We start from the raw sequence: 23,038 nt of genomic DNA, 5'->3' as shown, positions 1-23,038 counted from the left end.
GTGGTGCCGGCGTGGCCGGCACCACCGCTCCTTTCGCGGTCCAGCTTTGCAGCGAGATTCCCCCATGAAACTCTTCTATCAGACAACCCTTGCTTTGATGATGACGGCAGTGGGGTGCTTCTCGGCGGCCCACGCGGGCATGCAGCTGGTCGGCACGCGCGTGATCTACCCTGCGAACGAACGGGAAGTCACCGTTCACATGAACAACGTGGGCGATACGCCCCGCATGGTGCAGGCGTGGATCGACGATGGCGATGCGAAAGCCACCGCCGAAACCGCCAAGGCTCCGTTCATCCTGACGCCGCCGCTCTCGCGAGTGGACCCGGGCAAAGGACAGGCGCTGCGCATCCTGTTCACCGGTGGCAACGTGCCGCAAGATCGTGAATCCATCTTCTGGCTCAACGTGCTCGAGATCTCGCCGAAGCCGGGTGAGGACACGAAGAACTATCTGCAGTTTGCAGTTCGTACCCGCGTCAAGATTCTCTACCGTCCGGTCGGGTTGCTGGGTGATCCGGCCAGCTCGATCAAGCAGGTCACCTGGCGCCTGGTGCGCGACAAGGGCGAGCTGTCGATGGAATGCAGCAACAGCACGGCCTACAACGTCAATCTGGCCGAAGTCCGCCTGAAGGACGCAGCGCCCGATACGAGCATCGGCAAGGGCGGCACCTGTCCGGCCAAGGGTCGTGAAGTCTTCCCGCTGAAGGGCGGTAGCGACAACGGCAAGGTCGTGTACAGGGCCATTGACGACTACGGCGCCTACATCGACGGAGAAGCAGCGTACTCACGCTGATCCGTAGCGACTCCGACCGGTAAGCCGGTCACCAGAACCTGATTCCAGTCGCCTCCTCCGGGAGGCCTGGCGAAGCTTTGCCTCGTGAAATGCGCGCCCAGGCGCAGCAGCAGGAGGCGTCCACGGCAAACGGTAACTGCAATGTCCCCTCTCGCTCCGTTCTCGCGGTCCAGCCGACGCTCCAATCGTCGTGCGCTTACGATCTCCATCCTGACGGCACTCGGCACGACCCCAGTGCTTGTCTTCGCGGCGCCCTCGCCGGAACCGTCGCCGGGCCCGCAGTCCGTCGAGTTCAGTTCTGCCTTCCTCAGTGGTTCGACAGGTGCCGACCTGTCCCGCTTCGAGCGCGGCAATCCCATCCTGCCCGGCAACCAGTCCGTCGATGTCTTCGTCAACGACGCGCGCATCTCGCGCCAGGACGTCCTGTTCAGGGCACTGGACGGACGCGACGACATCCAGCCGTGCTTCACCATCGACCTGCTCGATGCCGTGGGTGTCGACACTGCCAAGCTGGAGGGCGAGGGTGTCGCGCTCGACGGCGAGTGCCTCGACCTGCGAGCCCTGATTCCGGACGCGCGAGTCCTGGCCGACGCCGGCGACATGTCGTTGCGCCTCTCGATCCCCCAGATCTATCTGCGCCGCAACGCGCAGGGCTACGTCGATCCCAAGCTGTGGGATCGGGGTGTCACCGCGTTGACCCTGGGATATTCCTTCAACGTCACCAACACCGACAACGATGTGGGCGGAAGCTCCCGGTCGGCGTACCTTGGCCTGAACACCGGTCTGAACGTGGCGGGCTGGCGTATCCGCAACCAGTCGTACTACAGCTGGAACCGCGGCGGTCAGTCCGACTTCACCAGCATCAGCACCTACGCACAGCACGACATCGATCGACTCAGGTCGCAGTTGACCGTGGGCGACACCTTCACGACCGGCCAGATCTTCGACTCGCTCGGCTTCCGTGGCGTCAGCTTGGCCACCGATGACCGCATGCTGCCGGACTCGATGACCGGCTATGCGCCTATCGTGCGTGGTGTCGCCCAGACGAATGCAACGGTGGAAATCCGCCAGGCCGGATACGTCATCTATCGGATCAACGTTGCGCCGGGCCCGTTCGAGATCACGGACCTGCCTCCGGCCGGCTTTGGCGGCGACCTCGAAGTCGTGGTCACCGAGACCGACGGACGCCAGGCCTCGTTCACCGTTCCTTTCGCGGCGGTTCCGCAACTGCTGCGTCCCGGCACGTCGCGCTACTCGGCAGTGGCCGGCGAGGTGCGCAACGACTCGCTCAAGTCCGGCGCGCCCAGCTTCCTCGAGGCCACCTATCAGCGCGGCATCAATAACTGGATGACCGCGTACGGCGGCATCCAGTCCACCGAGCACGACAAATATCGAAGTGCCGTTGTCGGCGCCGCGTTCAACACGCCGGTCGGTGCGGTGTCGTTGGACGTCACCGGCTCGCGCGCGAACTTCAGCGAAGGCCGGGGCAGCCAGAGCGGCTATTCGGCACGCGCTACCTACAGCAAGAACATCCCCTCCACTCAGACCAACTTTGCCCTGGCGGCGTACCGCTATTCCAGCCGCGGCTACCTCACGCTGGACGACGCGGCGCAATGGGACGACCAGATCCGTACGACGGGCCTGAATGGTCTGCCCAGGGATGCCGGCCCGGAGCGGAATCGCTTCTCGGTGACCATGAGCCAGAACCTGGGCAGCATGGGCACGTTGAACGTGAGCGGTTCGCGCTACGACTACTGGTCCGGGCGCGATGTGGACACCAGCTATCAGATCGGCTGGAGCAAGCGGTTCCGCAGCGCGACGTTCGGCGTCAACGCGGCTCGCTCCCGCTATACCGGCCGTGACTACGACAACACCTATTCCCTCGCGCTCACCGTGCCGCTGGGCAGAGATTCGCACAGCGGCCGCGCGCCGATGTTCGATGTCGCCGCGTCGCAAGACCCCTACGGCAACAATGTCCAGGCACGCGTCAATGGCATCGCCGGTGCCCGCAACCAGTACAACTACGGTGTCACCGGCAACTTCGGCGACAGCAACAAGGACAGCGTGGGCGTCCATGGTGGCTGGCGCGGTGCGTACGGTACCGTCAACGGCGCGTACACCTATGGCACCGGCTCGCGCTCTGCCAGCCTCACCGCACAGGGCGGGCTGGTGGTTCACTCCGGTGGCATCACGCTGGCGCCGCAAGTCAACGAGACGATGGCGATCCTGAACGCGGCGGACGCCAAGGGCGCCCGTTTGTCGGACGGTGTCAGCAAGATCGATCGGCGTGGTTACGCGGTGATGAGCAGCCTCACGCCATACCGCCGCAACGAGGTCACGCTCGACCCGCACGGGCTGTCGTTCGACGTCGAACTGGAAGAGGCGCGCGCCCAGGTGGTGCCGAGGTCGGGGGCCATCATTCCCGTCAAGTTCAAGACGGCAAGCGGCAAGGCCGTGTTGCTCCAGCTCAGCCAGGATGACGGCACGGCCGTACCCTTCGGCGCAGAGGTAAAGGAAAGCGCGGGCAAAGTGGTTGGCTACGTCGGGCAGGAAGGCCGCGCGTTCGTCCGCTTGTCCGACGAGAACGGTGGCCAGTTGTCCGTCACCTGGAGCGACAGCGGTCACTGCACGTTCGACGTGCGCAGCGGTGCCGCGACGTCCGGTCCGGCTGGTCTGTCAGCCATCGAGGGTCGGTGCCATGCCAATTGAGGTCCCCCTTCGTCCATCCGCGCATGCGGGTCTGCCTCAAGGTGCAGCCGACCGGCAACGTGCAGTCGCGCTGCGTGCCGAAGTGTCGGCATCGATCACCCAGTCTATTCACTGTGGCCGGACGCGAGAGGCCGCTGTCGGAGATAAATCATGACCAGATACGCTGCTCTACTTCTTTCACTAATTGTCTGGGTTCTGCCTTCGGAAGCATGGGCTGCGTGCACCCAGGTGACCTGGGGCTACGAGCCAGCCCCCGGAAACATACTGATCATCAATGTTCCCGCGTTTAACGCTGCAAACCTTAATGCCAACGCTCCAGTAGGGACGGTTCTCCATCGCGCAGTAGTGCCAACGTATAGCTCCGGTGGGTACTCGAATTGCACGCTGCCGGGAGACATGATTCTCCGTGGTACCACTGGCACGCCGAATGGGAACCTTTATCCCAGCGGGATTGCGGGACTGTCGCTTAGGTTCAAGTACGATGATGAGCCCAGCCTCCCATACTACCCATGGAATATGGGTTACTACGCCGCCGGCACGATCGGCATTGCTACTGCCGAGAGGATGGTATTTGAAGTGGTCAAGACAGGTCCCATTACTGCGGGAGGGGCAATTACGGGGGAGGTCGCAGGATGGTTCGCTGAGAACGGCGTGTCGCAAGTAGTCTCGGTTCGCCTTGATGGACCGATCATAATTCAGCCGAACGTTCCAACCTGTGCTGTGACGACGGCGGATATTTCGGTGCCGATGAGTGCCGTCTCAGCTAGCGGCTTTAGCGGCGTGGGCACTTCGAGTGGGGCCCCGCAGAATTTCAATATTGGTCTGAACTGCGGTGGTGGGAGTCCAGGCACGACTACCAGGATGTACATCACTCTGACGGACCAGACGAACCCAGCCAACCGAACGGACAAGTTGTCCTTGACGCCTTCGTCCACTGCCACCGGAGTGGCAATCCAGATTCTCAACGGCGCCACGCCGGTCAGCTATGGCCCGGATTCCAGCGCGGCAGGCAATCCCAACCAGTGGTTCGTGACGCAGACGGGCAACGGATTGGTGAATATCCCGCTGAGCGCGAGGTATGTGCAGAGCGCGTCAACGATCGGCAGCGGCACAGTGACGGCACTGGCCACGTTCACGATGAGCTATCAGTGAGCATGCGCTATCACTGAGCATGGAAAGCGGCGGAGCTATCCGCCGCTTTTCTTTTGGGCCATCGCCGGATCTGGACTGCGACCACGGAGCCGCGCCTGCATGGCGCGGCGCAGGCGTGCTCAGTGGTCGCGGCTGACCGCGTACCGTGCCAGGCCGCGCAGCGCGGCGGTGTAGTCGTTCTCGTCGAGGCCGTCGAGCGCGCGCTCCGCAGCCTGCGCGTATTCCTGCGCGCGGCGACGGCTGTAGTCGAGACCACCCGTGGCATTGATCGCTGCCAGCACATCGGGCAGCGCATCGGTGTCGCCGTGTTCCACCGCATGGCGCAGGCGTCCGCGCGTTGCCGCATCGCTGTGCAGCATGGCGTGGATCAGCGGCAGCGTCGCCTTGCCTTCGGCCAGGTCGTCGCCGAGGTTCTTGCCCAGCGTGGCCGCGTCGGAGGCATAGTCGAGCACGTCGTCGGCGATCTGGAAGGCGTAACCCAGGTTGAGGCCGTAGTCGTGCAGCGCGTCGCAGGTGGCCTCGTCGGCATCGGCCAGCAGCGCGCCAAGACGCGTGGCGGCGGCGAAGAGCACGGCCGTCTTGCGTTCGATCACGCGCAGGTACGCGGCTTCGTCGGTGTCCGGGTTGCGCACGTGCAGCAGCTGCAGCACCTCGCCCTCGGCGATGCGGTTGGTGGTGTCGGCGAGAATCTGCATCACCGCCATGCGCTCCAGCTCGACCATCAGCTGGAAGCTGCGCGAGTACAGGAAGTCGCCGACCAGCACGCTGGCGGCATTGCCCCACACCGCGTTTGCGGTCTTGCGACCGCGGCGCAGGTCGGATTCATCGACGACATCGTCGTGCAGCAGCGTGGCGGTATGGATGAACTCCACTACCGCGGCCAGCTGGTGCACATCCTCTCCGAGGCCGCGTCCGCCGCCGCCGCCCAGCGCGCCGTTGGCGAGCAGCAGCAGCATCGGCCGCAGCCGCTTGCCGCCGGCTCCGACGATGTACTCGGCGACCTGGTTGATCAGCACCACGTCCGATGCGAGGCGTCGCCGGATCAGCGCGTCCACCGCGGCCATGTCCTGGCGGGCGAGGGCCTGGATGGCGACCAGGTCGGGAACGGCCAGGGTGGCGGGACTGGACTGCATGATCGGACCGCGTCGATGGGGACCCGGATTATACGGGGCCGCGCCGGTGCGCCGGCCTTTTCGGATGGTTCCCATGGTGGCCTTTATCGCCGTGCACGACGCTTGGCGGCCGATGCGCGGGGGCGCATCGATATCCCGTGAGGACGCATGTCGACACACCGCACCGCCGGCGCCATTCCGGCCATCGTCATCCCGCGCTGGCCGGAACCGCGTAGTGCGGACCTGATCGATGCCCGCCTGCGCGGCCTGGACGACGAACAGCGCGACGCGCTGCTCCGGGCCGTGGCCCGGGCGATCGACGAGTACCTGGCCACCGCGCTTGGCGTGGGTCGCAGCCAGCCCACGCTGGAGGCCGCTTTCGAGGAGGTGCTTCGCCAGGCCGCCCCGGCGCTGGTCCACGCCCGCGCCGATGCCAAGGCCTTGCGCATACGGTGGCGGACGCCGTGAGCCTGGCGGCGCTCGGCGTGCCAGTGGGGCGACCTGGCCAGGGGCGCGTGTGAGCAGCGCCGCCTCGCGCCGAACCTGCAACGAACCGCTGCCGGGCGAAGGCACCGGGCAACCCGCGAGGATCGGCCGCGCGGGCCGGCTACGTGCCGGCATCTGCGGTCAGCGTGGGGCCGACCTGCGAACGGGAATGTTCCTGACCCATGGCGCACGCGTCGATTGCTTCCCGACGCGCGAATTGGCGGGGCGGGAGTGGGCGATCTCCTGACGGTGCCGCGCCGCCGGGGCGACCGGACGGGCTGGTATGATCAATTGTTCTTCTGCGGCGCCGGCCCTCGGCCGGGCCGCGGGTCCGTCACAGCGGCAATCCCACCACGAGGGGCAGGCACAACCCATGGCACGCGGCATCAACAAGGTGATTCTGGTCGGCAATCTTGGCGACGATCCCGAAACCAAGTACACCCAGGGCGGTATGGCCGTCACCAAGGCGCGCCTGGCCACCACCAGCGTCCGCAAGGACCGTGACGGCAACACCCAGGAACGCACCGAATGGCACCGGGTGACCTTCTTCGGCAAGCTCGGCGAAATCGCCGGCGAATACCTGCGCAAGGGCAGCCAGGTCTACGTCGAAGGCTCGATCCGCTACGACAAGTACACCGGCCAGGACGGCGTGGAGCGTTACTCCACCGACATCATCGCCGATGAAATGCAGATGCTGGGCGGCCGCCCGGGCGGCGAAGGCGGCGGCAGCCGCAGCGAGTTCCGCGGCAGCGGCGAGCGCAGCGAACGCAGTGCGCGCCCGCCGCAGCGCCAGGAAGCCGCGCCGCGCCGCGAGGCGCCGCCGGCCAAGTCCAGCAATTTCGCCGACGACTTCGCCGACGACGACATCCCGTTCTGATCAGGCCGCGCTGGACGCGGCGCTCCAGACCATCCCCCGCAATTCATGGAGCTTTACCCAGTGCCAACCTGGCTTGTGACCGGCGGAGCCGGATTCATCGGCGGCAATTTCGTGCTCGACGCCCTTCGGCGCGGCGCGAAGGTCGTCAATCTTGATGTCCTGACCTATGCCGGCAATCTCGACACGCTGCGCTCGATCAAGGACGACCCGAACCACGTTTTCGTGCAGGGCGACATCGGCGATGCCGCCCTGGTCGAACGCCTGCTGCGCGAACACCGCCCGGATGCGGTGATCAACTTCGCCGCGGAAAGCCACGTCGATCGTTCCATCGACGGCCCGGCGGCATTCGTGCAGACCAATGTCGTGGGCACGCTGTCCCTGCTGGAGAAGACCCGCGACTACTGGAAGTCGCTCGAGGGCGCGGCACGCGACGCGTTCCGTTTCCTGCACGTCTCGACCGACGAGGTCTACGGCACGCTGGGCGAGACCGGCAAGTTCACCGAAACCACGCCGTACGCGCCCAACTCTCCGTATTCCGCCTCGAAGGCAGCGTCGGACCACCTGGTGCGGGCGTTCCACCACACGTACGGCCTGCCGGTCCTGACCACCAACTGCTCCAACAACTACGGCCCGTACCAGTTTCCGGAAAAGCTCATTCCGTTGATCATCGCGCGGGCGCTCGCAGGCGAAGCGCTGCCGGTGTACGGCGACGGCCGCAACGTGCGCGACTGGCTGTACGTCGGTGATCACTGCGCCGCCATCGCGCGCGTGCTCGAGGCCGGCCGCGTGGGCGAGACCTACAACGTCGGCGGTGATGCCGAGCGAGAGAACATCGTGGTGGTGAAGACCATCTGCGCTCTGCTCGACGAACGCCGGCCGCTGCCTGATGGCCGCGCGCGTGAAAGCCTGATCACGTTCGTCGCCGACCGCCCGGGTCACGATCGTCGTTACGCGATCGATGCCTCCAAGCTGCAGCAGGAGCTGGGGTGGGCGCCGACGGTGACCTTCGAACAGGGCATCGCGCGCACCGTGGACTGGTATCTGGAGCATCAGGACTGGGTTCAGCGCGTGCTCGATGGCAGCTACCGCCTGGAACGCATCGGCCAGGCCGCCTGAGAGGGCGGCGCTGGTTAGCGCGCATATCGCAAGGTGCGGACTTTCCAACAGGGATCCACATGAATCGCAAGGGCATCATCCTCGCCGGTGGTTCGGGTACGCGGCTGTATCCGATCACGAAAGGCGTCAGCAAACAGCTGTTGCCGGTGTACGACAAGCCGATGATCTATTACCCGCTCAGCGTGCTCATGCTGGCGGGCATCCGCGAAGTCCTGATCATCAACACGCCGCATGAGCAGGCGTTGTTCCGCAGCCTGCTGGGCGACGGTTCGCAGTGGGGCATGCGCATCGAATACGCCGTGCAGCCCAGCCCCGACGGGCTCGCGCAGGCCTACCTGATCGGTCGCGAATTCCTGGCGGGGCAGCCCAGCTGCCTGGTGCTGGGTGACAACATCTTCCACGGCCCCGGCCTGACCGCGATGCTCCAACGCGCCCATGAGCGCGACACTGGCGCCACCGTGTTTGGTTACTGGGTGCGCGACCCCGAGCGCTACGGCGTGGCCGAATTCGATGCGGACGGTCGCGTGGTCGGCGTGGAGGAAAAGCCCACCCATCCCCGCTCCAACTACGCAATCACCGGCCTGTATTTCTACGACGGACGTGCCAGCGACTTTGCCGGCGAGCTCAAGCCCTCCGCGCGTGGCGAGCTGGAAATCACCGATCTCAACCGCTGCTATCTCGACGAGGGCTCGCTGCACCTGGAGCAGCTCGGCCGTGGTTACGCGTGGCTGGATACCGGAACGCACCAGTCGCTGCTGGAAGCGTCCAACTACATCGAGACGATCGAAGCACGGCAGGGCCTGCGCGTCTGCTGCCCCGAAGAAATCGCCTGGAACAACGGCTGGATCAGCGACGATCAACTCAACGCGCTGGCGCGGCCGCTGGCGAAGAACGGTTACGGCGAATACCTGCTGAGCCTGGTCGGACGGGGGCGCGTGCCGTGAAGGTCATCGAAACCGACCTTCCGGGGTGCGTGGTGATCGAGCCGCGCGTATTCGGCGACGACCGCGGCTTCTTCTTCGAATCCTTCAATCGCGACAAGCTGGCCGAACACGGTCTCAGCCCGGATTTCGTGCAGGGCAATGTGTCGTCTTCGCGTCGCGGCGTGCTGCGCGGCCTCCACTACCAGTGGCCCAACCCGCAGGGAAAGTACGTCTCGGTCGTCGAAGGCGAGGTGTGGGACGTCGCAGTCGACGTCCGACGCGGCTCGCCGCACTTCGGACGCTGGACTGCCGTGCTGCTGAGCGCGGAGAACAAGCGCCATTTCTGGATTCCGGAGGGCTTCGCGCACGGCTTCGTGACGCTGAGCGAACGCGCGGTGTTCACCTACCTGTGCACCGCCACCTACGACGCCGCTGCCGATGCCGGCATCCGCTGGAACGATGCGCGACTGGCCGTGGATTGGCCGATGACCGACGTGTCGCTGTCCGACAAGGACGCGCGTGCGCCGTTCCTCGATGAGGTTCCCGAAGACCGCCTCCCGGTCTACGTTCCATGAAGCTGCTGGTCGTCGGCGCGAACGGACAGGTCGGCAACGCGCTGTTGCGCGCACTCGCGCCACTGGGCGAAGTGATTGCCACCACGCGGTCGGGCCAGCTCGATGACGGCTCGGCCTGCGAACGCCTGGACCTGGCCGACGTCGAGGCCATCGCTCCGCTGGTTCAGCGTCTGCGTCCCGACGCCGTGGTCAACGCCGCGGCCTACACGGCGGTGGACCGCGCCGAGGACGATCGCGCGGCTGCATTCATCGCCAATGCGGATGCGCCCGCACGTCTGGCGCAGGCCTGCGCGGCGCAGGACATAGCGCTGGTGCATTACTCGACCGACTACGTGTTCGACGGCCGCGGCACGCGACCGTACCGCGAGGAAGATCCAACCGCCCCCCTCGGCGTGTACGGCGAGAGCAAGCTGGCCGGCGAAGCGGGGATCGCCCGCAGCGGCGCACGGCATCTGATCCTGCGCACCGCCTGGGTCTATGGCCTGCATGGCCACAACTTCCTTCGCACCATGCTGCGCGTGGGCGCCGAACGCGAGGAGCTGCGCGTGGTGGCCGACCAGCGCGGCTGCCCGACACCTGCCTGGCTCATTGCCGAAACGACGGCCCGGATCCTGCGCCAGGGCATCGCCGCATCCGGTGTGCGCCACCTGGTCGCTGCGGGCGAGACGACGTGGCACGGTTTCGCCGAGGCCATCTTCGACGAGGCGGTCGCGCAGGGGCTTCTGGCCCGGCGCCCGAAGGTGGTCGCCATCGCCACGTCCGAGTACCCCACGCGCGCCACGCGCCCGGCCTATTCGGTGCTGGACACCGCGCGCCTGCGCGGAGAATACGGGCTGGCGTTACCCGACTGGCGCGACGCCCTGCATCGCACCTTGTCCGATCGCGCCAACTGAAATCAGGCGACGCCGGTCCCTGATCGGCTAGGCTTGGCGAACCTCGGGCCGCGCTCATCGCGGGGTGCCGACGGGATGCCAAGGACGTCTTTCGGGGGGAAACATGAAAGCAATTGCAGTGCTGGCGACGCTACTCGCGTTCGCGCCGGCGGGGAATGTCGTGGCGGGCGATGTGAACGTCGCCGCGTACACGAAGCGGGACCAGTTCACCGACCTCAAGATCTCGCCGAACGGGGATTACCTCGCGGCGACGGTGCCGATGGAGGACCGCACGGTCCTGGTCGTGATCGACAAGGCCACGGACAAGATCATCGGCAACTTCGCGCCGCCGCAGAACAATCACGTCGACGACTTCCGCTGGGTCAACCCCCAGCGTCTGCTGATCGGCCTGGCGCGCAAGTACGGCTCGCTCGAGAACCCGATGCCGACCGGTGAGCTGTTCGCGATGAACGCCGACGGCAGCGCCAAGGAACTGCTGCTCGGCCAGCGCATCGATGACGGCGGCCTGGGCACGCACATCAAGCCGAAGAAGGACAACGAGAAGATCTGGGGTTTCCCGGTCGACGTGCCCGGCGTGGGCGACCGGACGACGTTGATCTCGGCGCAGAAGTACGCGTCTGACGATCCGTATTCGTCCGTCGAACGCCTGGATCTCTACAGCGGTCGCATGCTGCGCATCGCCAGCGCGCCCATCCGCAATGCCCGCTTCGCCACCGACAACCAGGGGCGGGTGCGTTTCGCCTGGGGGTCGGGCACGGACAACGTGCGTCACCTGTTCTACCGCGCGGACGACGATGCCGCGTGGGAAACCCTGCGCGTGGAGCAGAAGGACGGCCTGTTCGAGTATCCCGTCGGCTTCTCCGCCGACGATGCGACCGTGTACCTGCGTGTCGAGCAGCCCAACGGACCGGATGCCATCGTTACGATGGACCTGGCGACCCGCAAGCGCACCGAAGTGTTGCGCGACGACGACGTGGACCCGGCCGATATCCTCTACCGCAACGGCACGCGCATTCCCGTGGGCGTGCGCTTCATCGACGGTCGCCCGCGCACCGCCTTCTTCGACCCCGCCTCGCAGGAAGCGCGCCTGCAGCGCAGCCTGGAAGGCGCGTTCCAGGGCGACGCGGTGGAGATCACCTCGCAGACCAGCGACGGCAGCAAGGCACTGGTGCAGGTCTACAGCGACCGCAATCCCGGCGATTTCTACCTGTTCGACGTGAAGAGCCTGAAGGCCGCGCACGTGCTGTCGCGTCGCCAATGGTTCGATCCCGAGCAGCAGGCGACGATGAAGCCGGTGACGGTGCGCGCGCGCGACGGCCTGATGCTGCACGGCTACGTGACCACGCCCAAGGGCAGCGACGGCAAGACCCTGCCGATGGTGGTGCTGCCGCACGGCGGGCCGTTCGGCGTGCAGGACGCGTGGGGCTTCGATACGGAAGCGCAGATGTTGGCCGCCGCCGGCTACGCAGTGCTGCAGCTCAACTACCGCGGCTCCGGTGGTTACGGCCAGCCGTTCCAGCAGGCCGGTGGCCGCGAGTGGGGCGGCAAGATGCAGGACGACCTGACCGACGCCACGCATTGGGCCATCGCCGAAGGCATCGCCGATGCCAAGCGCGTCTGCCTGTACGGCGGCAGCTACGGCGGTTACGCGTCGCTGATGGGCGTGGCGAAGGAGCCGGACCTGTACCGCTGCGCCGTGGGCTATGTCGGTGTGTACGACCTGCCGAAGATGCAGGCCGACGACAAGCGCACGCTGGTGCGCTGGGGCAACTGGTCGCAGGAATGGGTAGGCCGGTCCGAGGACCTGGGCGCGGTGTCGCCCAATCGCCTGGCGCAACGCATCAAGGTGCCGGTGTTCCTGGCCGCGGGTGGCGAGGACGAGCGCGCGCCGATCGAGCACAGCCGCATGATGGAACGCGCGCTGCGCAGCGCCAATGTGCCGGTGGAAACGCTCTACTACCCCAACGAAGGCCACGGCTTCTTCATCGAGGAGCATCGCCGCGAGTTCTACACGCGCCTGCTTGCGTTCCTGTCGAAGAACCTCGGTGGCGGCGTTGCCGCGACGGGCGGCGGCACGGCGGAGAAGGGCGCGAAGTAGATCAGGCTGTCATGCAACAGAAGAAACGGCGCCTTCGGGCGCCGTTTCTGTATGGCATCGATCAAACGGCACCAGCGTCTATTTCACGCCGTGCATCATCCGTCGCAGCAGCGGCGAGGCGATGAAGGCCAGCACCGCCCAACCGATGCCGATCCACATCATCAGCCAGAACAGGTCGGCGTACTTGGCGCCGGCGACCGCGAAATCGAGTGCCGCGCCCTCGGGCGTGTCCAGCGCCGCCAGCTTGCCGAACAGCGCCGCCAGCGTTTCGGAGAACGCCGTGGCCAGGAACCACGTGCCCATCATCAGGCTGACCACGTTGCGCACCGACAGCTGTGTCACCGCTGCCAGGCCGACCGGCGCCAGGCACATCTCACCTATCTCCAGCACCAGGTAGGCCAGCACCAGCCACCACACGCTCGCCAGGGTTCCTGTCTCGCCCGCATGCTGCGCGGCCCACGCCAACGGCACGAAACTCAAGCCGGCGAACAGAAGGCCCAGTGCGGATTTCGCCGGCTTGGACGGGTCCAGATTGCGACGGTCCAGCGTGTCCCACAGCCGCGCGAACATCGGCGCCAGCAGCACCAGGAACAGCGCGCCCAGGTAGGTCAGCGAGCCCGCCGTCTGCGGCAGCACCACGCAGTCGCGCAGCAGGAACACCAGCATCGTCACGATCGCGCCGGCGAACAGCACCTTCGGCATCGGTGAGTCCGGACGTCGGTCCGACAACGCCGCAGAGACGACGAACGCCAGCGGCGCCAGCAGCAGCGAGATCGTCGACCACGGCCACGGCGTGCCCTCGCGGATCACCAGCGAGGGGAACACGTCCTTGGTCAGCATGCGGTCGGTGAAGGTGACCCAGGAACCGTAGGTCTGCTCGTACAGCGTGAAGAACACCAGCGCCATGAAGATCAGTGCCAGCAGCGAGATCATCTGGTGCCGCTGCACCGGCGTGCAGTGCGTCGTCACGAACCAGCCGAACCAGCCCAGCACCACCAGCATCACGAGGATCATCAGCGCCAGCGCGAGCGAGACTTCGCCACCGAGCGCGAAGCGGCCGTTGGCCACCGCCCACATCAGGCCGGCCACCGGCGCCAGTCCCATCAATGCGCCCAGGTAGATCGCCCATTCGCGCGGCAGGCCGAACACCCGTTCGCGCAGGCGCGCTGGATCCGGCGGCTCGGCGTGGCCGTGCAGGTATTTCTGCCCCCACAGGAACTGCGCCAACCCCAGCAGCATGCCGATGCCCGCCGCGCCGAAGCCCCATCGCCAGCCCAGCGTCTCGCCCAGATAGCCGCACACCAGCGAGGCGAACAGCGCGCCCAGGTTGATGCCCGCATAGAACAGCGAGAAACCCGAATCGCGACGCGGGTCGTTCTGCGGATACAGGCGGCCGACGATGGTGGAGATGTTGGGCTTCAGGAAGCCCACGCCGAGGATGATCAGCGCCAGCGACAGATAGAACACACGCAGCGCACCTTCATCGCGCACCACGGTGCCACCGGTGACGGAGGCCGCATGGCCTTCCACCGCCATGCCCAGGTGCCCGGCTACCAGCAGCAGCCCGCCGAACACCACCGCCTTGCGCATGCCCAGGTAACGATCGGCCAGCAGGCCGCCGATGACGGGCAGGCAATAGACCAGCCCGCCGTACGCGCCCAGCACGTCCAGGCCGGAGCGGTCGCCGAAGCGGTGGTGCTGCAGCAGGTAGAGCAGCAGCAGCGCCTTCATTCCATAGAAGGAGAAGCGCTCCCACATCTCGGTGAAGAAGCAGACGTAGACGCCCTTGGGGTGGCCGAATAGTTCGTCGCGCGGGTCGCGGACGAGAGGTAGGTCGGTGGTGGCCACATCGGGCTCCGCAGGGTGACGGGCGAGTATAGGAGGGTCGCCGTGGGCTTCACTCTCTCCGCGGTGGCGCCCCGTTCCGACACGCTGCCTGCGACACGAAGACTTTCCTCCTCCCCTCGTGGGAGAAGGTGCCCGAAGGTCGGAAGGGGTGGCGGCGTAGCCGACGGCCTTCGCGCTGTCGCGCGCTCCCCTCTCCCGACGCGCTTCGCGCGTCGACCTCTCCCACAAGGGGAGAGGTGAAAGCATTGGTCGCACTTTCCTTCTCCCCTCGCGGGAGAAGGTGCCCGAAGGGCGGAAGAGGGGGCGCGGCGTAGCCGCCATGGACGCATCGATACCCCCACGTATCGCTGCACCGCCGCAACAATTGCGCGTTCTGGCCAGTTTTGCCGAGGTTTTTACAGTTGCGCCCGGCGGATGCGATGATCCGGGACCGCTCGACCGACCGAGTTCTCCTGGAGCCGCCGATGGCCTCACCCGCAGCGCCACAATTGACCCTCCGTGCTGTCCTGCTGGCCGTCGTGCTGGCGGTCATCCTCTCCGCCGCCAATGCCTACCTGGGTCTGTTCGCGGGCCTGACCATCGCCACCGCCATCCCGGCAGCCGTCGTTTCCATGGGCGTGCTGCGCCTGCTGGGCGGCGGCACCATCCTGGAAAACAACATCGTCCAGACCGGCGCATCGGCGGGCTCGTCCATCGCCGCGGGCGTGATCTTCACGATTCCGGCGCTGGTGATCATGGGCTTCTGGCCCGATTTCAAATACTGGTGGGTGCTGGGCATCGCGGGCCTGGGCGGCCTGCTGGGCGTGCTGTTCTCCGTGCCGCTGCGCCGCTCGATGATCGTCGAGGAGCCGTTGCCGTTCCCCGAGGGCAAGGCCGCGGCCGAAGTCCTCAAGGCCGGTGAGAACCCGGGCCCGGGCCTCAAGATCCTCGGCGTCGCCGCCTCGCTCGGCGCGCTGGTGAAGCTGGCCGCCGAAAGCGGCCTGCGCCTGATCCCCGACAACGCGGTCGCTTCGGGCTGGATCGGCAAGTACCTGGGCTACATGGGCACCAACCTGTCGCCGGCGTTGCTGGGCGTGGGCTATATCGTCGGCCTGAACATCGGCATCGTGGTGGTGTCGGGTTCGATCCTGTCGTGGCAGTTCGCCATTCCGATCTACCACGCGTTCTTCCTCGATTCCGACCCGGCGCTGGCCGCGCAGATCGCCGGTGCGTCGGCCGCCGACATCGGTGGCGCGATCTGGTCCGCCAAGGTGCGTTACCTCGGTGTGGGCGCGATGCTGATCGGCGGCATGTGGACGCTGTTCTCGCTGCGCAACTCGCTGGCCTCGGGCATCAAGTCCGGCCTGGCTGCGGCGCGCAAGGGCGGTGGCCTGGCGGTGGCCGAAACCGAACGCGACCTGCCGATGAAGTGGATGCTGATCGCGCTGGTGATCTTCGTGATCCCGCTGTGGGCGCTCTACCACGCCATCGTCGGCACCTGGGGCGTCAGCCTCACGATGACCGTCATCATGATCGTCGCGGGCTTCCTGTTCGTGTCGGTCTCGGCCTACCTGGCCGGTCTGGTCGGTTCGTCCAACAACCCGGTCTCGGGCATCACCATCGCCACCATCCTGTTCGCCTCGCTGGTGCTGATGGTGCTGCTGGGCCGCGATTCGCCCATTGGCCCGGTGGCCGCGATCATGATCGGCGCGGTGGTCTGCTGCGCGGCGGCCGTGGGCGGCGACAACCTGCAGGATCTCAAGGCCGGTTACATCGTCGGCGCGACGCCGTGGAAGCAGCAGCTGATGCTGGGCATCGGCGCCTTCTCGTGTGCGCTGATCATGGCGCCGGTGCTGAACCTGCTGGCACAGGCTTACGGCATCGGTCCGCCGACGGCGCAGCATCCGAACTCGCTGGCGGCACCGCAGGCCACGCTGATGGCTTCCGTCGCCAAGGGTCTGTTCGGCGGCCACCTGCCGTGGGGGATGATCGGCATTGGCGCGGTGATCGGTGCGCTCACCATCGCCTTCGACGAATGGCTGAAGTCGCGCCGCTCGCATTTCCGCGTGCCGGTGCTGGCCGCGGCCATCGGTATCTACCTGCCGCTGGAGTTGATGGTGCCGATTTTCCTCGGCGGTCTGCTGGCCTACATCGTCGAGCGTCGCCATGGACTGTCCATCGACAGCCCCGAAGCCGATCGCGACCGCGCGCATCGTCCGGGCACGCTGTTCGCCGCGGGCCTGATTACCGGTGAAGCGCTGACCGGCATCTTCATCGCGATCCCGATCGTCGTTTCCGGTCGCGCCGACGTGCTGTCGCTGGGCGTGCACCTGGGCCCGTGGGTGGGCCTGGCCATCCTCGCGTTCGTGGGGTGGCTGCTGTACCGCACGAGTGTGCGCAACGGCGGTGCGGAAACCGCGAAGCCGGGCGCCTGATGCATTCATGAAGTCGTCGTTCCCGCGAAGGCGGGAACCCATGGACGTTGTGCCTCTTTCCGAAGCAACGTCCATGGATCCCCGTCTTCGCGGGGATGACGGGCACACACAACGTTGTCGAATACCGAGAGAAACCATGACACCTCGCCACGCCATACTCCCGCTCGCCCTGATGCTGGCCTGCGGTTCCACCTCCGCACTTGCCTCACAGCGCGGATTCGACGTGCGCGACATGGTCGCCCTCGATCGTGTGTCCTCGCCGACGCTGTCGCCGGACGGCCGCCGCGTGGTGTTCGCCAAGCGAGTGCTCGACGTTGCCGCCAACAAGGCGGCCACCGCGCTGTGGATCGAAGACCTGATGGCGCGCGATGCCGCGCCGCCGAAGCGCCTCACGCCGGAAGGCTGGAACGTCAACTCGCCGGCGTTCTCGCCCGATGGCAAGGCCGTGTACTTCCTCAGCGCGAAGTCGGGCAGCTCGCAGCTGTATTCGATTCCCGCCGGCGGCGGTACGCCGAAGCAGCTCACCGCGTTCAGTGCGGACGTGGGTGGCTTCCGCCTTTCGCCCGATGGCAAGCGCGTGGCGATCAACCTGGAAACCTTCGCCGAGTGCAAGGCCGACCTGGCCTGCTCGCAGAAGAAGCTGGACGAGCGTGGCAAGCAGAAGAACAGCGGCATGGTGTTCGACCGCATCTTCATCCGTCATTGGGACGCATGGAACGACGGCCGCCTGAACCGTCTGTTCGTGACCACGCTCGGCGACAAGCCGGCGACGACGGCCACGCTGGTCAGCGGCGACGTGCACGGCGACGTGCCCTCGCGTCCGTTCGGCGACAGCAGCGAGTACACCTGGGCGCCCGATGGCCAGTCGCTGGTCTTCAGCGCTCGCATCGCCGATGCGAAGGAACCCACCTCGACCAACTTCGACCTGTACCGCGTGAATGCCGACGGCACCGGCGCGGCGAAGAACCTCACCGCCGCCAATCCGGCGTGGGACACGGGCGCCACCTTCAGCGCCGACGGCAAGACGCTGTACTACCGCGCGATGAAGCGCCCGGGTTTCGAAGCCGACCGCTTCGGCCTGATGGAACTGGACCTGGCCAGCGGCAAGCTGCGCGAGATCGCACCGAAGTGGGACCGCTCGGCCGACGACATCACGCTGGCCAATGAAGGCAAGACCATCTACACCACCGCGACCGACATGGGCGAGCACCCGCTGTTCGCGGTGGACATCGCCACGGGCGAAGCGAAGCGGCTGGTCGGCGACGGCAGCATTTCCGCCATCGATCTCGCCGGCCCGACGCTGGCGCTGACGCGCAACTCGCTCAAGACCGGCGACGTGCTCTACACCACCAGCGCCGATGCCACCGCACCGCTGCGCGCGATCACGCAGACCACCAGCGAGCGACTGCCCGACGTCAGCTTCGGCAACTTCGAGCAGTTCAGCTTCAAGGGCTGGAACGGCGACACCGTGCATGGCTTCGTCGTGAAGCCGTGGAATTTCGTCGAAGGCCAGACGTACCCGGTTGCGTTCCTGATCCACGGCGGCCCGCAGGGCAGCTTCGGCAACGGCTGGAGCTACCGCTGGAATCCGCAGACCTACGCGGGCCAGGGCTACGCGGTGGTGATGATCGACTTCCACGGTTCCACCGGTTACGGCCAGGCCTTCACTGACGCCATCAGCCAGCATTGGGGCGACCGCCCGCTGGAAGACCTGCAGAAGGGCTGGGCCGCGGCGCTGCAGAAGTTCTCCTTCCTGGACGGCGACCGTGCCTGCGCACTGGGCGCCAGCTACGGCGGCTTCATGGTCAACTGGATCGCCGGCAACTGGAACGAGCCGTGGAAGTGCCTGGTCAGCCACGACGGCGTGTTCGACCAGCGCATGATGGGCTTCGCCACCGAGGAACTGTGGTTCACCGAGTGGGAGCAGGGCGGCACGGCGATCGACAAGGCGTCGAACTACGAGAAGTTCAACCCGGTCAATCACGTCGCCGACTGGCGCGTGCCGATGCTGGTCGTGCACGGCCAGCAGGACTTCCGCATTCCGGTGGAGCAGGGCATCGGCGCGTTCACCGCGCTGCAGCGCCAGGGCATCGAGTCGCAGTTCCTGTACTTCCCCGACGAGAACCACTGGGTGCTCAAGCCGGCCAACAGCGTGCAGTGGCACGACACGGTCAACGCCTGGCTGAAGAAGCACATCGGCCAGTAAGCGACGCACGACACGCCCGCCACCTTACGGAACGAGCCCATGCCCGACGCACCCGGTACCGCGCTGATCACCAACGACATCGTGGTACTGGGGCTGATCGCCGCGACGCTGGGTGCGGTGTTCTGGACCTCGTCGCTGCATGCGTTCCGCAAGTTCTACGCGATCGTGCCGGCCCTGCTGCTGTGCTACCTGATCCCGGGGTTGTTCAACACCTTCGGGATCATCGACGGCGAGAACAGCAAGCTCTACAACCCCGTCGCCAGCCGCGTGCTGCTGCCGGCGGCGCTGGTGCTGTTGACGTTGTCGATCGACCTGAAGGCCGTGCTGCGCCTGGGCCCGAAACTGGTGGCGATGTACGCCACCGCGTCGATCAGCGTGGTGGTGGGCGGCATCCTCGCGTTCCTGCTGTTCAAGGCCGTGCATCCGGAAACGGTGGCCGGCGACACCTGGGCGGGCATGACGGCGCTGGCCGGCAGCTGGACCGGCGGCGGCGCGAACATGCTGGCGATGAAGGAGATCTTCCAGGTCGACGCCACCACGTTCGGCCAATTCGCCGTGGTCGACGTGGGCGTGGGCTACGTGTGGATGGCCGTGCTGATCTTCCTCGCCGGTCGCGCCGCGTCCATCGACGCGCGCAGCGGTGCGGACACGCGCGCCATCGACGACCTGAAGGAGCGGCTGGCCGCGTTCAAGGCGCAGCACAGCCGCGTGCCGACGCTGACGGACTTCATGGTCATCGTCGGCATCGCATTCGGCACGGTCGGTCTGGCGCATGCATTGGCCTCGCCGTTGTCGGCGTGGTTCGGCGCGAACGTGAGCTGGGCGCGTGCCGTGAGCCTGCACGAGCCGTTCGTGTGGGTGGTGCTGATCTCCACCTTCGTCGGCCTGGGCCTGAGCTTCACCCGCGCGCGCACGCTGGAAGGTGCGGGCGCGTCCAACATCGGCACGCTGCTGCTCTACTTCCTCATTGCCAGCATCGGCATGCAGATGGACATCATCGCGCTGTTCGACCGCCCGTGGCTGTACCTGCTGGGCCTGGTGTGGCTGGCGATCCACATCCTGCTGCTGTGGCTGGTCGGCCGCCTGCTGAAGGTGCCGTTCTTCTATTTCGCGATCGGCTCGCAGAGCAACATCGGCGGGCCGGCGTCGGCGCCGGTCGTTGCCTCCGCGTTCCATCCCGCGCTCGCGCCGGTGGGCGCATTGCTCGGCACGCTGGGTTACGCGACGGGTACGGGGTTGGCGTACGTGCTGGGGTTGATTCTGCGGTCGCTGGCGGATTGAGGGTCCCGGTGCTGGGTTTTCCTTCTCCCCTTGCGGGAGAAGGTGCCCGAAGGGCGGAAGAGGGGGCACGCGCAGCGTGTTCCGATGATGCGCCGGCATCCCGCTTCGCGCCCCCCCTCATCCGGCGCTTCGCGCCACCTTCTCCGCAAGGGGAGAAGGAAGTTGGGCGAGACCGCAACTCGCGGCAAAAAAAGAGGGCGCCTCGCGGCGCCCATGCTTTTATTGTCGATATCGCTCAACAACAGCGACTGCGCCCCTTCCCGTACCGCGCATCCATCCGCTCACGGAAGAACTCGTCGCGGGTCATCGGTTCGCGGTCGGGGTGGTTGCGCCGCACATGGGCGGCGTACACGTCGTAGTCGGGAATGCCGATCGCGAGCCGCGCGGTCTGGCAGCTCGCACGCCACCAGCGTGCGAGCAGGTCCAGGGCCACGCGGCCGGCGTCAGCGGGCGATGGCATCGAGCGCGACATAGTCGGACTCCTTCGCGGTCGGCACGTTGGTGCGACGCGCCTTGAGCGCAGCGCTCACGCCAAAGATCACCGTCGCCACCACCACCGCGACGAACAGCGCGCACAGGCCTGCGTCGAGGTAGTTGTTGAAGATCACGCGCGACATGTCGTCCATCGACTTGGCCGGCGCCAGCACCTCGCCACGCGCGGCGGCGTCGGCGAACTTGCGGGCGTTGGCGATGAAGCCGATCTTCGGATCCGGGTGGAACAGCTTCTGCCAGCCCGCGGTCAGCGTGCAGATCAGCAGCCACGCGGTCGGGACCAGCGGAATCCACAGGAACTTCTCGCGCTTCATCTTCACCATCACCACGCTGCAGAACACCAGCGCGATGCCTGCCAGCATCTGGTTGGCGATGCCGAACAGCGGCCACAGCGTGTTGATGCCGCCCAGCGGATCGACCACGCCCTGGTAGAGGAAATAGCCCCACAGCGAGACGGCGATCAGCGTGCAGGCCACGTTGCTCACCCAGCTTTCGGTGTGTTTCATCGGCTCGTACACCAGGCCGACCAGCTCCTGGATCATGAAACGCGCCACGCGCGTGCCGGCATCGACCGTGGTCAGGATGAAGAGCGCTTCGAACAGGATGGCGTAGTGGTACCAGAAGGCCATCATCCCTTCGCCCGGGATCAACCCGTGCAGGATCTGCGCCATGCCCACCGCAAGCGTGGGCGCGCCGCCGGTGCGCGAGAGGATGGTCTGCTCGCCGATCTCCTTCGCGGTGGCGGTCAGCACGTCGGGCGTGAGCACAAAGCCCCAGCTGGAGATGGCCGCGGCGGCGGATTCCGGCGTGGTGCCGATGAGCGCGGCGGGCGAGTTCATCGCGAAGTACACGCCCGGCTGCAGCACGCACGCGGCGATCAGCGCCATGATGGCCACGAAGGCCTCCATGAGCATGCCGCCGTAGCCGACCATCGGGATGTCGCGTTCGTTGGAGATCATCTTCGGCGTGGTGCCGGAGCTGATCAGCGAGTGGAAGCCCGACACCGCGCCGCAGGCGATGGTGATGAACAGGAACGGGAACAACTTGCCCGAGAACACCGGGCCGGTGCCGTCGACGAACTTGGTCATCGAAGGCATCTGCAGGTCGGGCATCGCGAAGACGATGGCGATGGCCAGCACGAGCACGGTGCCGATCTTCAGGAACGTGGAGAGGTAATCGCGCGGTGCCAGCAGGAACCACACCGGCAGCACCGAGGCGATGAAGCCGTAGCCGATCATCAGCCACGCCAGCGTGGTGCCCTTGAGGTGGAACACCGAGCCCCAGCTCGGGTGCGCGGCGACCAGGCCGCCGCCCCAGATCGCCAGCATCAGCAGCACGAAGCCGATGATCGACACTTCCAGGATGCGGCCCGGGCGGAAATAGCGCAGGTACAGGCCCATCAGGATCGCGATGGGAATGGTCATGGCCACCGTGAAGGTGCCCCACGGGCTTTCGGCCAGCGCCTTGACCACCACCAGCGCCAGCACCGCCAGCAGGATCACCATGATCATCAGGATGCCGACCATCGAGATCACGCCCGCGGCGGGCCCCATCTCGGCACGGATCATCTCGCCCAGCGAGCGTCCGTCGCGACGCGTGGAGAAGAACAGCACCAGCATGTCCTGCACCGCGCCGGCGATGACCACGCCGAACAGGATCCACAACGTGCCGGGCAGGTAGCCCATCTGTGCGGCCAGCACGGGCCCGACCAACGGACCGGCGCCGGCGATCGCCGCGAAGTGGTGACCGAAGACGATGCTCTTGGCGGTCGGCACGTAGTCCAGGCCGTCGTTGCGGCGCCAGGCAGGCGTTGCGCGCGTCGGGTCGATGCCCAGCGCGTTGCGCGCGATGTACAGACCGTAGAACCGGAATGCGATGGTGAACGTGGACACCGCGGCAACGACCAGCCACATCGCGCTGATGGTCTCGCCGCGGTGCAGGGCGATGGTGCCGATACAGAACGCCGCCAGTACCGCCAGGGCGGCCCAGCCGAGCCAGGACAGACCTTTCATGACATCCCCTCCGGAAGGATCACCGAAGGGTCGCGCCGGCGCGGTCGCCGGGTC

General features: G+C 66.5%; 17 protein-coding genes. 13 read left to right on the top strand and 4 right to left on the bottom strand.

Annotation, left to right across the window (positions count from 1 at the left end; genetic code table 11):
- The 3 genes from QLQ15_RS18220 to QLQ15_RS18400 all read left to right on the top strand — a co-directional run.
- Positions 1-790: fimbrial biogenesis chaperone (locus QLQ15_RS18220; RefSeq protein ID WP_283214316.1), on the top strand; the 790-nt coding region annotated here is incomplete at its 5' end.
- Positions 791-931: 141 nt separating this feature from the next.
- Positions 932-3,499 (top strand): fimbria/pilus outer membrane usher protein, encoded by a 2,568-nt coding sequence (locus QLQ15_RS18215; protein ID WP_283214315.1) that lies wholly within the window; start codon positions 932-934, stop codon positions 3,497-3,499.
- Positions 3,500-3,649: 150 nt separating this feature from the next.
- Positions 3,650-4,651, top strand: a complete 1,002-nt coding sequence (locus tag QLQ15_RS18400) for a fimbrial protein (RefSeq protein WP_432277867.1) — start codon at positions 3,650-3,652, stop codon at positions 4,649-4,651.
- Positions 4,652-4,770: 119 nt separating this feature from the next.
- Here the strand turns inward: QLQ15_RS18400 and QLQ15_RS18205 are convergent, their stop codons facing one another.
- Positions 4,771-5,784, bottom strand: a complete 1,014-nt coding sequence (locus tag QLQ15_RS18205; protein ID WP_283214313.1) for a polyprenyl synthetase family protein — start codon at positions 5,782-5,784, stop codon at positions 4,771-4,773.
- 147 nt (positions 5,785-5,931) lie between these two features.
- Here QLQ15_RS18205 and QLQ15_RS18200 point away from each other — a divergent pair, with 147 nt between their 5' ends.
- The 7 genes from QLQ15_RS18200 (at position 5,932) to QLQ15_RS18170 (ending at position 12,731) form a co-directional block, all read left to right on the top strand.
- Positions 5,932-6,231, top strand: coding sequence for a hypothetical protein (locus QLQ15_RS18200; RefSeq protein ID WP_283214312.1), 300 nt, complete (start codon positions 5,932-5,934; stop codon positions 6,229-6,231).
- A 391-nt stretch (positions 6,232-6,622) separates the two neighbouring features.
- Positions 6,623-7,126: a single-stranded DNA-binding protein gene (gene ssb, locus QLQ15_RS18195; protein WP_283214311.1), complete on the top strand. Its 504-nt coding sequence runs from the start codon at positions 6,623-6,625 to the stop codon at positions 7,124-7,126.
- Between the two features lie 60 nt (positions 7,127-7,186).
- Positions 7,187-8,242: a dTDP-glucose 4,6-dehydratase gene (gene rfbB / locus QLQ15_RS18190; RefSeq protein ID WP_283214310.1), complete on the top strand. Its 1,056-nt coding sequence runs from the start codon at positions 7,187-7,189 to the stop codon at positions 8,240-8,242.
- Positions 8,243-8,301: 59 nt separating this feature from the next.
- Positions 8,302-9,186, top strand: coding sequence for a glucose-1-phosphate thymidylyltransferase RfbA (gene rfbA, locus QLQ15_RS18185; protein ID WP_283214309.1), 885 nt, complete (start codon positions 8,302-8,304; stop codon positions 9,184-9,186).
- Positions 9,183-9,740, top strand: coding sequence for a dTDP-4-dehydrorhamnose 3,5-epimerase (gene rfbC, locus QLQ15_RS18180; protein ID WP_283214308.1), 558 nt, complete (start codon positions 9,183-9,185; stop codon positions 9,738-9,740). The genes rfbA and rfbC overlap by 4 nt, the downstream gene beginning before the upstream one ends.
- Entirely contained in the window at positions 9,737-10,633 is an 897-nt protein-coding gene (gene rfbD / locus QLQ15_RS18175; protein WP_283214307.1) for a dTDP-4-dehydrorhamnose reductase, read from the top strand. The genes rfbC and rfbD overlap by 4 nt, the downstream gene beginning before the upstream one ends.
- Before the next feature lie 103 nt (positions 10,634-10,736).
- The gene (locus tag QLQ15_RS18170) at positions 10,737-12,731 is read left to right on the top strand and encodes an alpha/beta hydrolase family protein (RefSeq protein WP_283214306.1); all 1,995 of its coding nucleotides are present in this window, start codon (positions 10,737-10,739) and stop codon (positions 12,729-12,731) included.
- Between the two features lie 78 nt (positions 12,732-12,809).
- Here QLQ15_RS18170 and QLQ15_RS18165 read toward each other — a convergent pair whose 3' ends face one another.
- Positions 12,810-14,579 carry a peptide MFS transporter gene (locus QLQ15_RS18165; protein WP_283214305.1) on the bottom strand — a complete coding sequence of 590 codons (1,770 nt, stop codon included), beginning with the start codon at positions 14,577-14,579 and terminating at the stop codon, positions 12,810-12,812.
- Between the two features lie 464 nt (positions 14,580-15,043).
- Between QLQ15_RS18165 and QLQ15_RS18160 the strand changes: the two genes are divergently transcribed.
- The 3 genes from QLQ15_RS18160 to QLQ15_RS18150 all read left to right on the top strand — a co-directional run bounded on the left by QLQ15_RS18160 (position 15,044) and on the right by QLQ15_RS18150 (position 20,480).
- Complete coding sequence (locus QLQ15_RS18160; protein ID WP_283214304.1) at positions 15,044-16,993, top strand: OPT family oligopeptide transporter; 1,950 nt, start codon at positions 15,044-15,046, stop codon at positions 16,991-16,993.
- A 136-nt stretch (positions 16,994-17,129) separates the two neighbouring features.
- Positions 17,130-19,199 carry an alpha/beta hydrolase family protein gene (locus QLQ15_RS18155; protein WP_283214303.1) on the top strand — a complete coding sequence of 690 codons (2,070 nt, stop codon included), beginning with the start codon at positions 17,130-17,132 and terminating at the stop codon, positions 19,197-19,199.
- A gap of 39 nt (positions 19,200-19,238) precedes the next feature.
- Positions 19,239-20,480, top strand: coding sequence for a DUF819 family protein (locus tag QLQ15_RS18150; RefSeq protein WP_283214302.1), 1,242 nt, complete (start codon positions 19,239-19,241; stop codon positions 20,478-20,480).
- A 235-nt stretch (positions 20,481-20,715) separates the two neighbouring features.
- Here QLQ15_RS18150 and QLQ15_RS18145 read toward each other — a convergent pair whose 3' ends face one another.
- Both QLQ15_RS18145 and QLQ15_RS18140 read right to left on the bottom strand, forming a co-directional pair.
- Entirely contained in the window at positions 20,716-20,940 is a 225-nt protein-coding gene (locus QLQ15_RS18145) for a YbdD/YjiX family protein (protein ID WP_283214301.1), read from the bottom strand.
- Positions 20,924-22,984 (bottom strand): carbon starvation CstA family protein, encoded by a 2,061-nt coding sequence (locus QLQ15_RS18140; protein ID WP_283214300.1) that lies wholly within the window; start codon positions 22,982-22,984, stop codon positions 20,924-20,926. Before QLQ15_RS18140 ends, QLQ15_RS18145 begins: the two co-directional genes overlap by 17 nt.
- Positions 22,985-23,038 lie beyond the last annotated feature (54 nt).

This window comes from Lysobacter stagni (assembly GCF_030053425.1).
Classification (GTDB): domain Bacteria; phylum Pseudomonadota; class Gammaproteobacteria; order Xanthomonadales; family Xanthomonadaceae; genus Lysobacter_J; species Lysobacter_J stagni.
Note: the sequence above shows the minus strand (reverse complement) of the source record. Positions and strands in the feature narration are given on the sequence as shown.

Coding starts and splice junctions, on each gene's coding strand:
- ssb (WP_283214311.1), top strand. CDS start 6,623: ATGGCACGCGGCATCAACAAGGTGATTCTGGTCGGCAATCTTGGCGAC.
- QLQ15_RS18145 (WP_283214301.1), bottom strand. CDS start 20,940: ATGCCATCGCCCGCTGACGCCGGCCGCGTGGCCCTGGACCTGCTCGCA.
- rfbD (WP_283214307.1), top strand. CDS start 9,737: ATGAAGCTGCTGGTCGTCGGCGCGAACGGACAGGTCGGCAACGCGCTG.
- QLQ15_RS18170 (WP_283214306.1), top strand. CDS start 10,737: ATGAAAGCAATTGCAGTGCTGGCGACGCTACTCGCGTTCGCGCCGGCG.
- QLQ15_RS18400 (WP_432277867.1), top strand. CDS start 3,650: ATGACCAGATACGCTGCTCTACTTCTTTCACTAATTGTCTGGGTTCTG.
- rfbA (WP_283214309.1), top strand. CDS start 8,302: ATGAATCGCAAGGGCATCATCCTCGCCGGTGGTTCGGGTACGCGGCTG.
- QLQ15_RS18140 (WP_283214300.1), bottom strand. CDS start 22,984: ATGAAAGGTCTGTCCTGGCTCGGCTGGGCCGCCCTGGCGGTACTGGCG.
- QLQ15_RS18150 (WP_283214302.1), top strand. CDS start 19,239: ATGCCCGACGCACCCGGTACCGCGCTGATCACCAACGACATCGTGGTA.
- QLQ15_RS18215 (WP_283214315.1), top strand. CDS start 932: ATGTCCCCTCTCGCTCCGTTCTCGCGGTCCAGCCGACGCTCCAATCGT.
- QLQ15_RS18200 (WP_283214312.1), top strand. CDS start 5,932: ATGTCGACACACCGCACCGCCGGCGCCATTCCGGCCATCGTCATCCCG.
- QLQ15_RS18160 (WP_283214304.1), top strand. CDS start 15,044: ATGGCCTCACCCGCAGCGCCACAATTGACCCTCCGTGCTGTCCTGCTG.
- QLQ15_RS18155 (WP_283214303.1), top strand. CDS start 17,130: ATGACACCTCGCCACGCCATACTCCCGCTCGCCCTGATGCTGGCCTGC.
- QLQ15_RS18205 (WP_283214313.1), bottom strand. CDS start 5,784: ATGCAGTCCAGTCCCGCCACCCTGGCCGTTCCCGACCTGGTCGCCATC.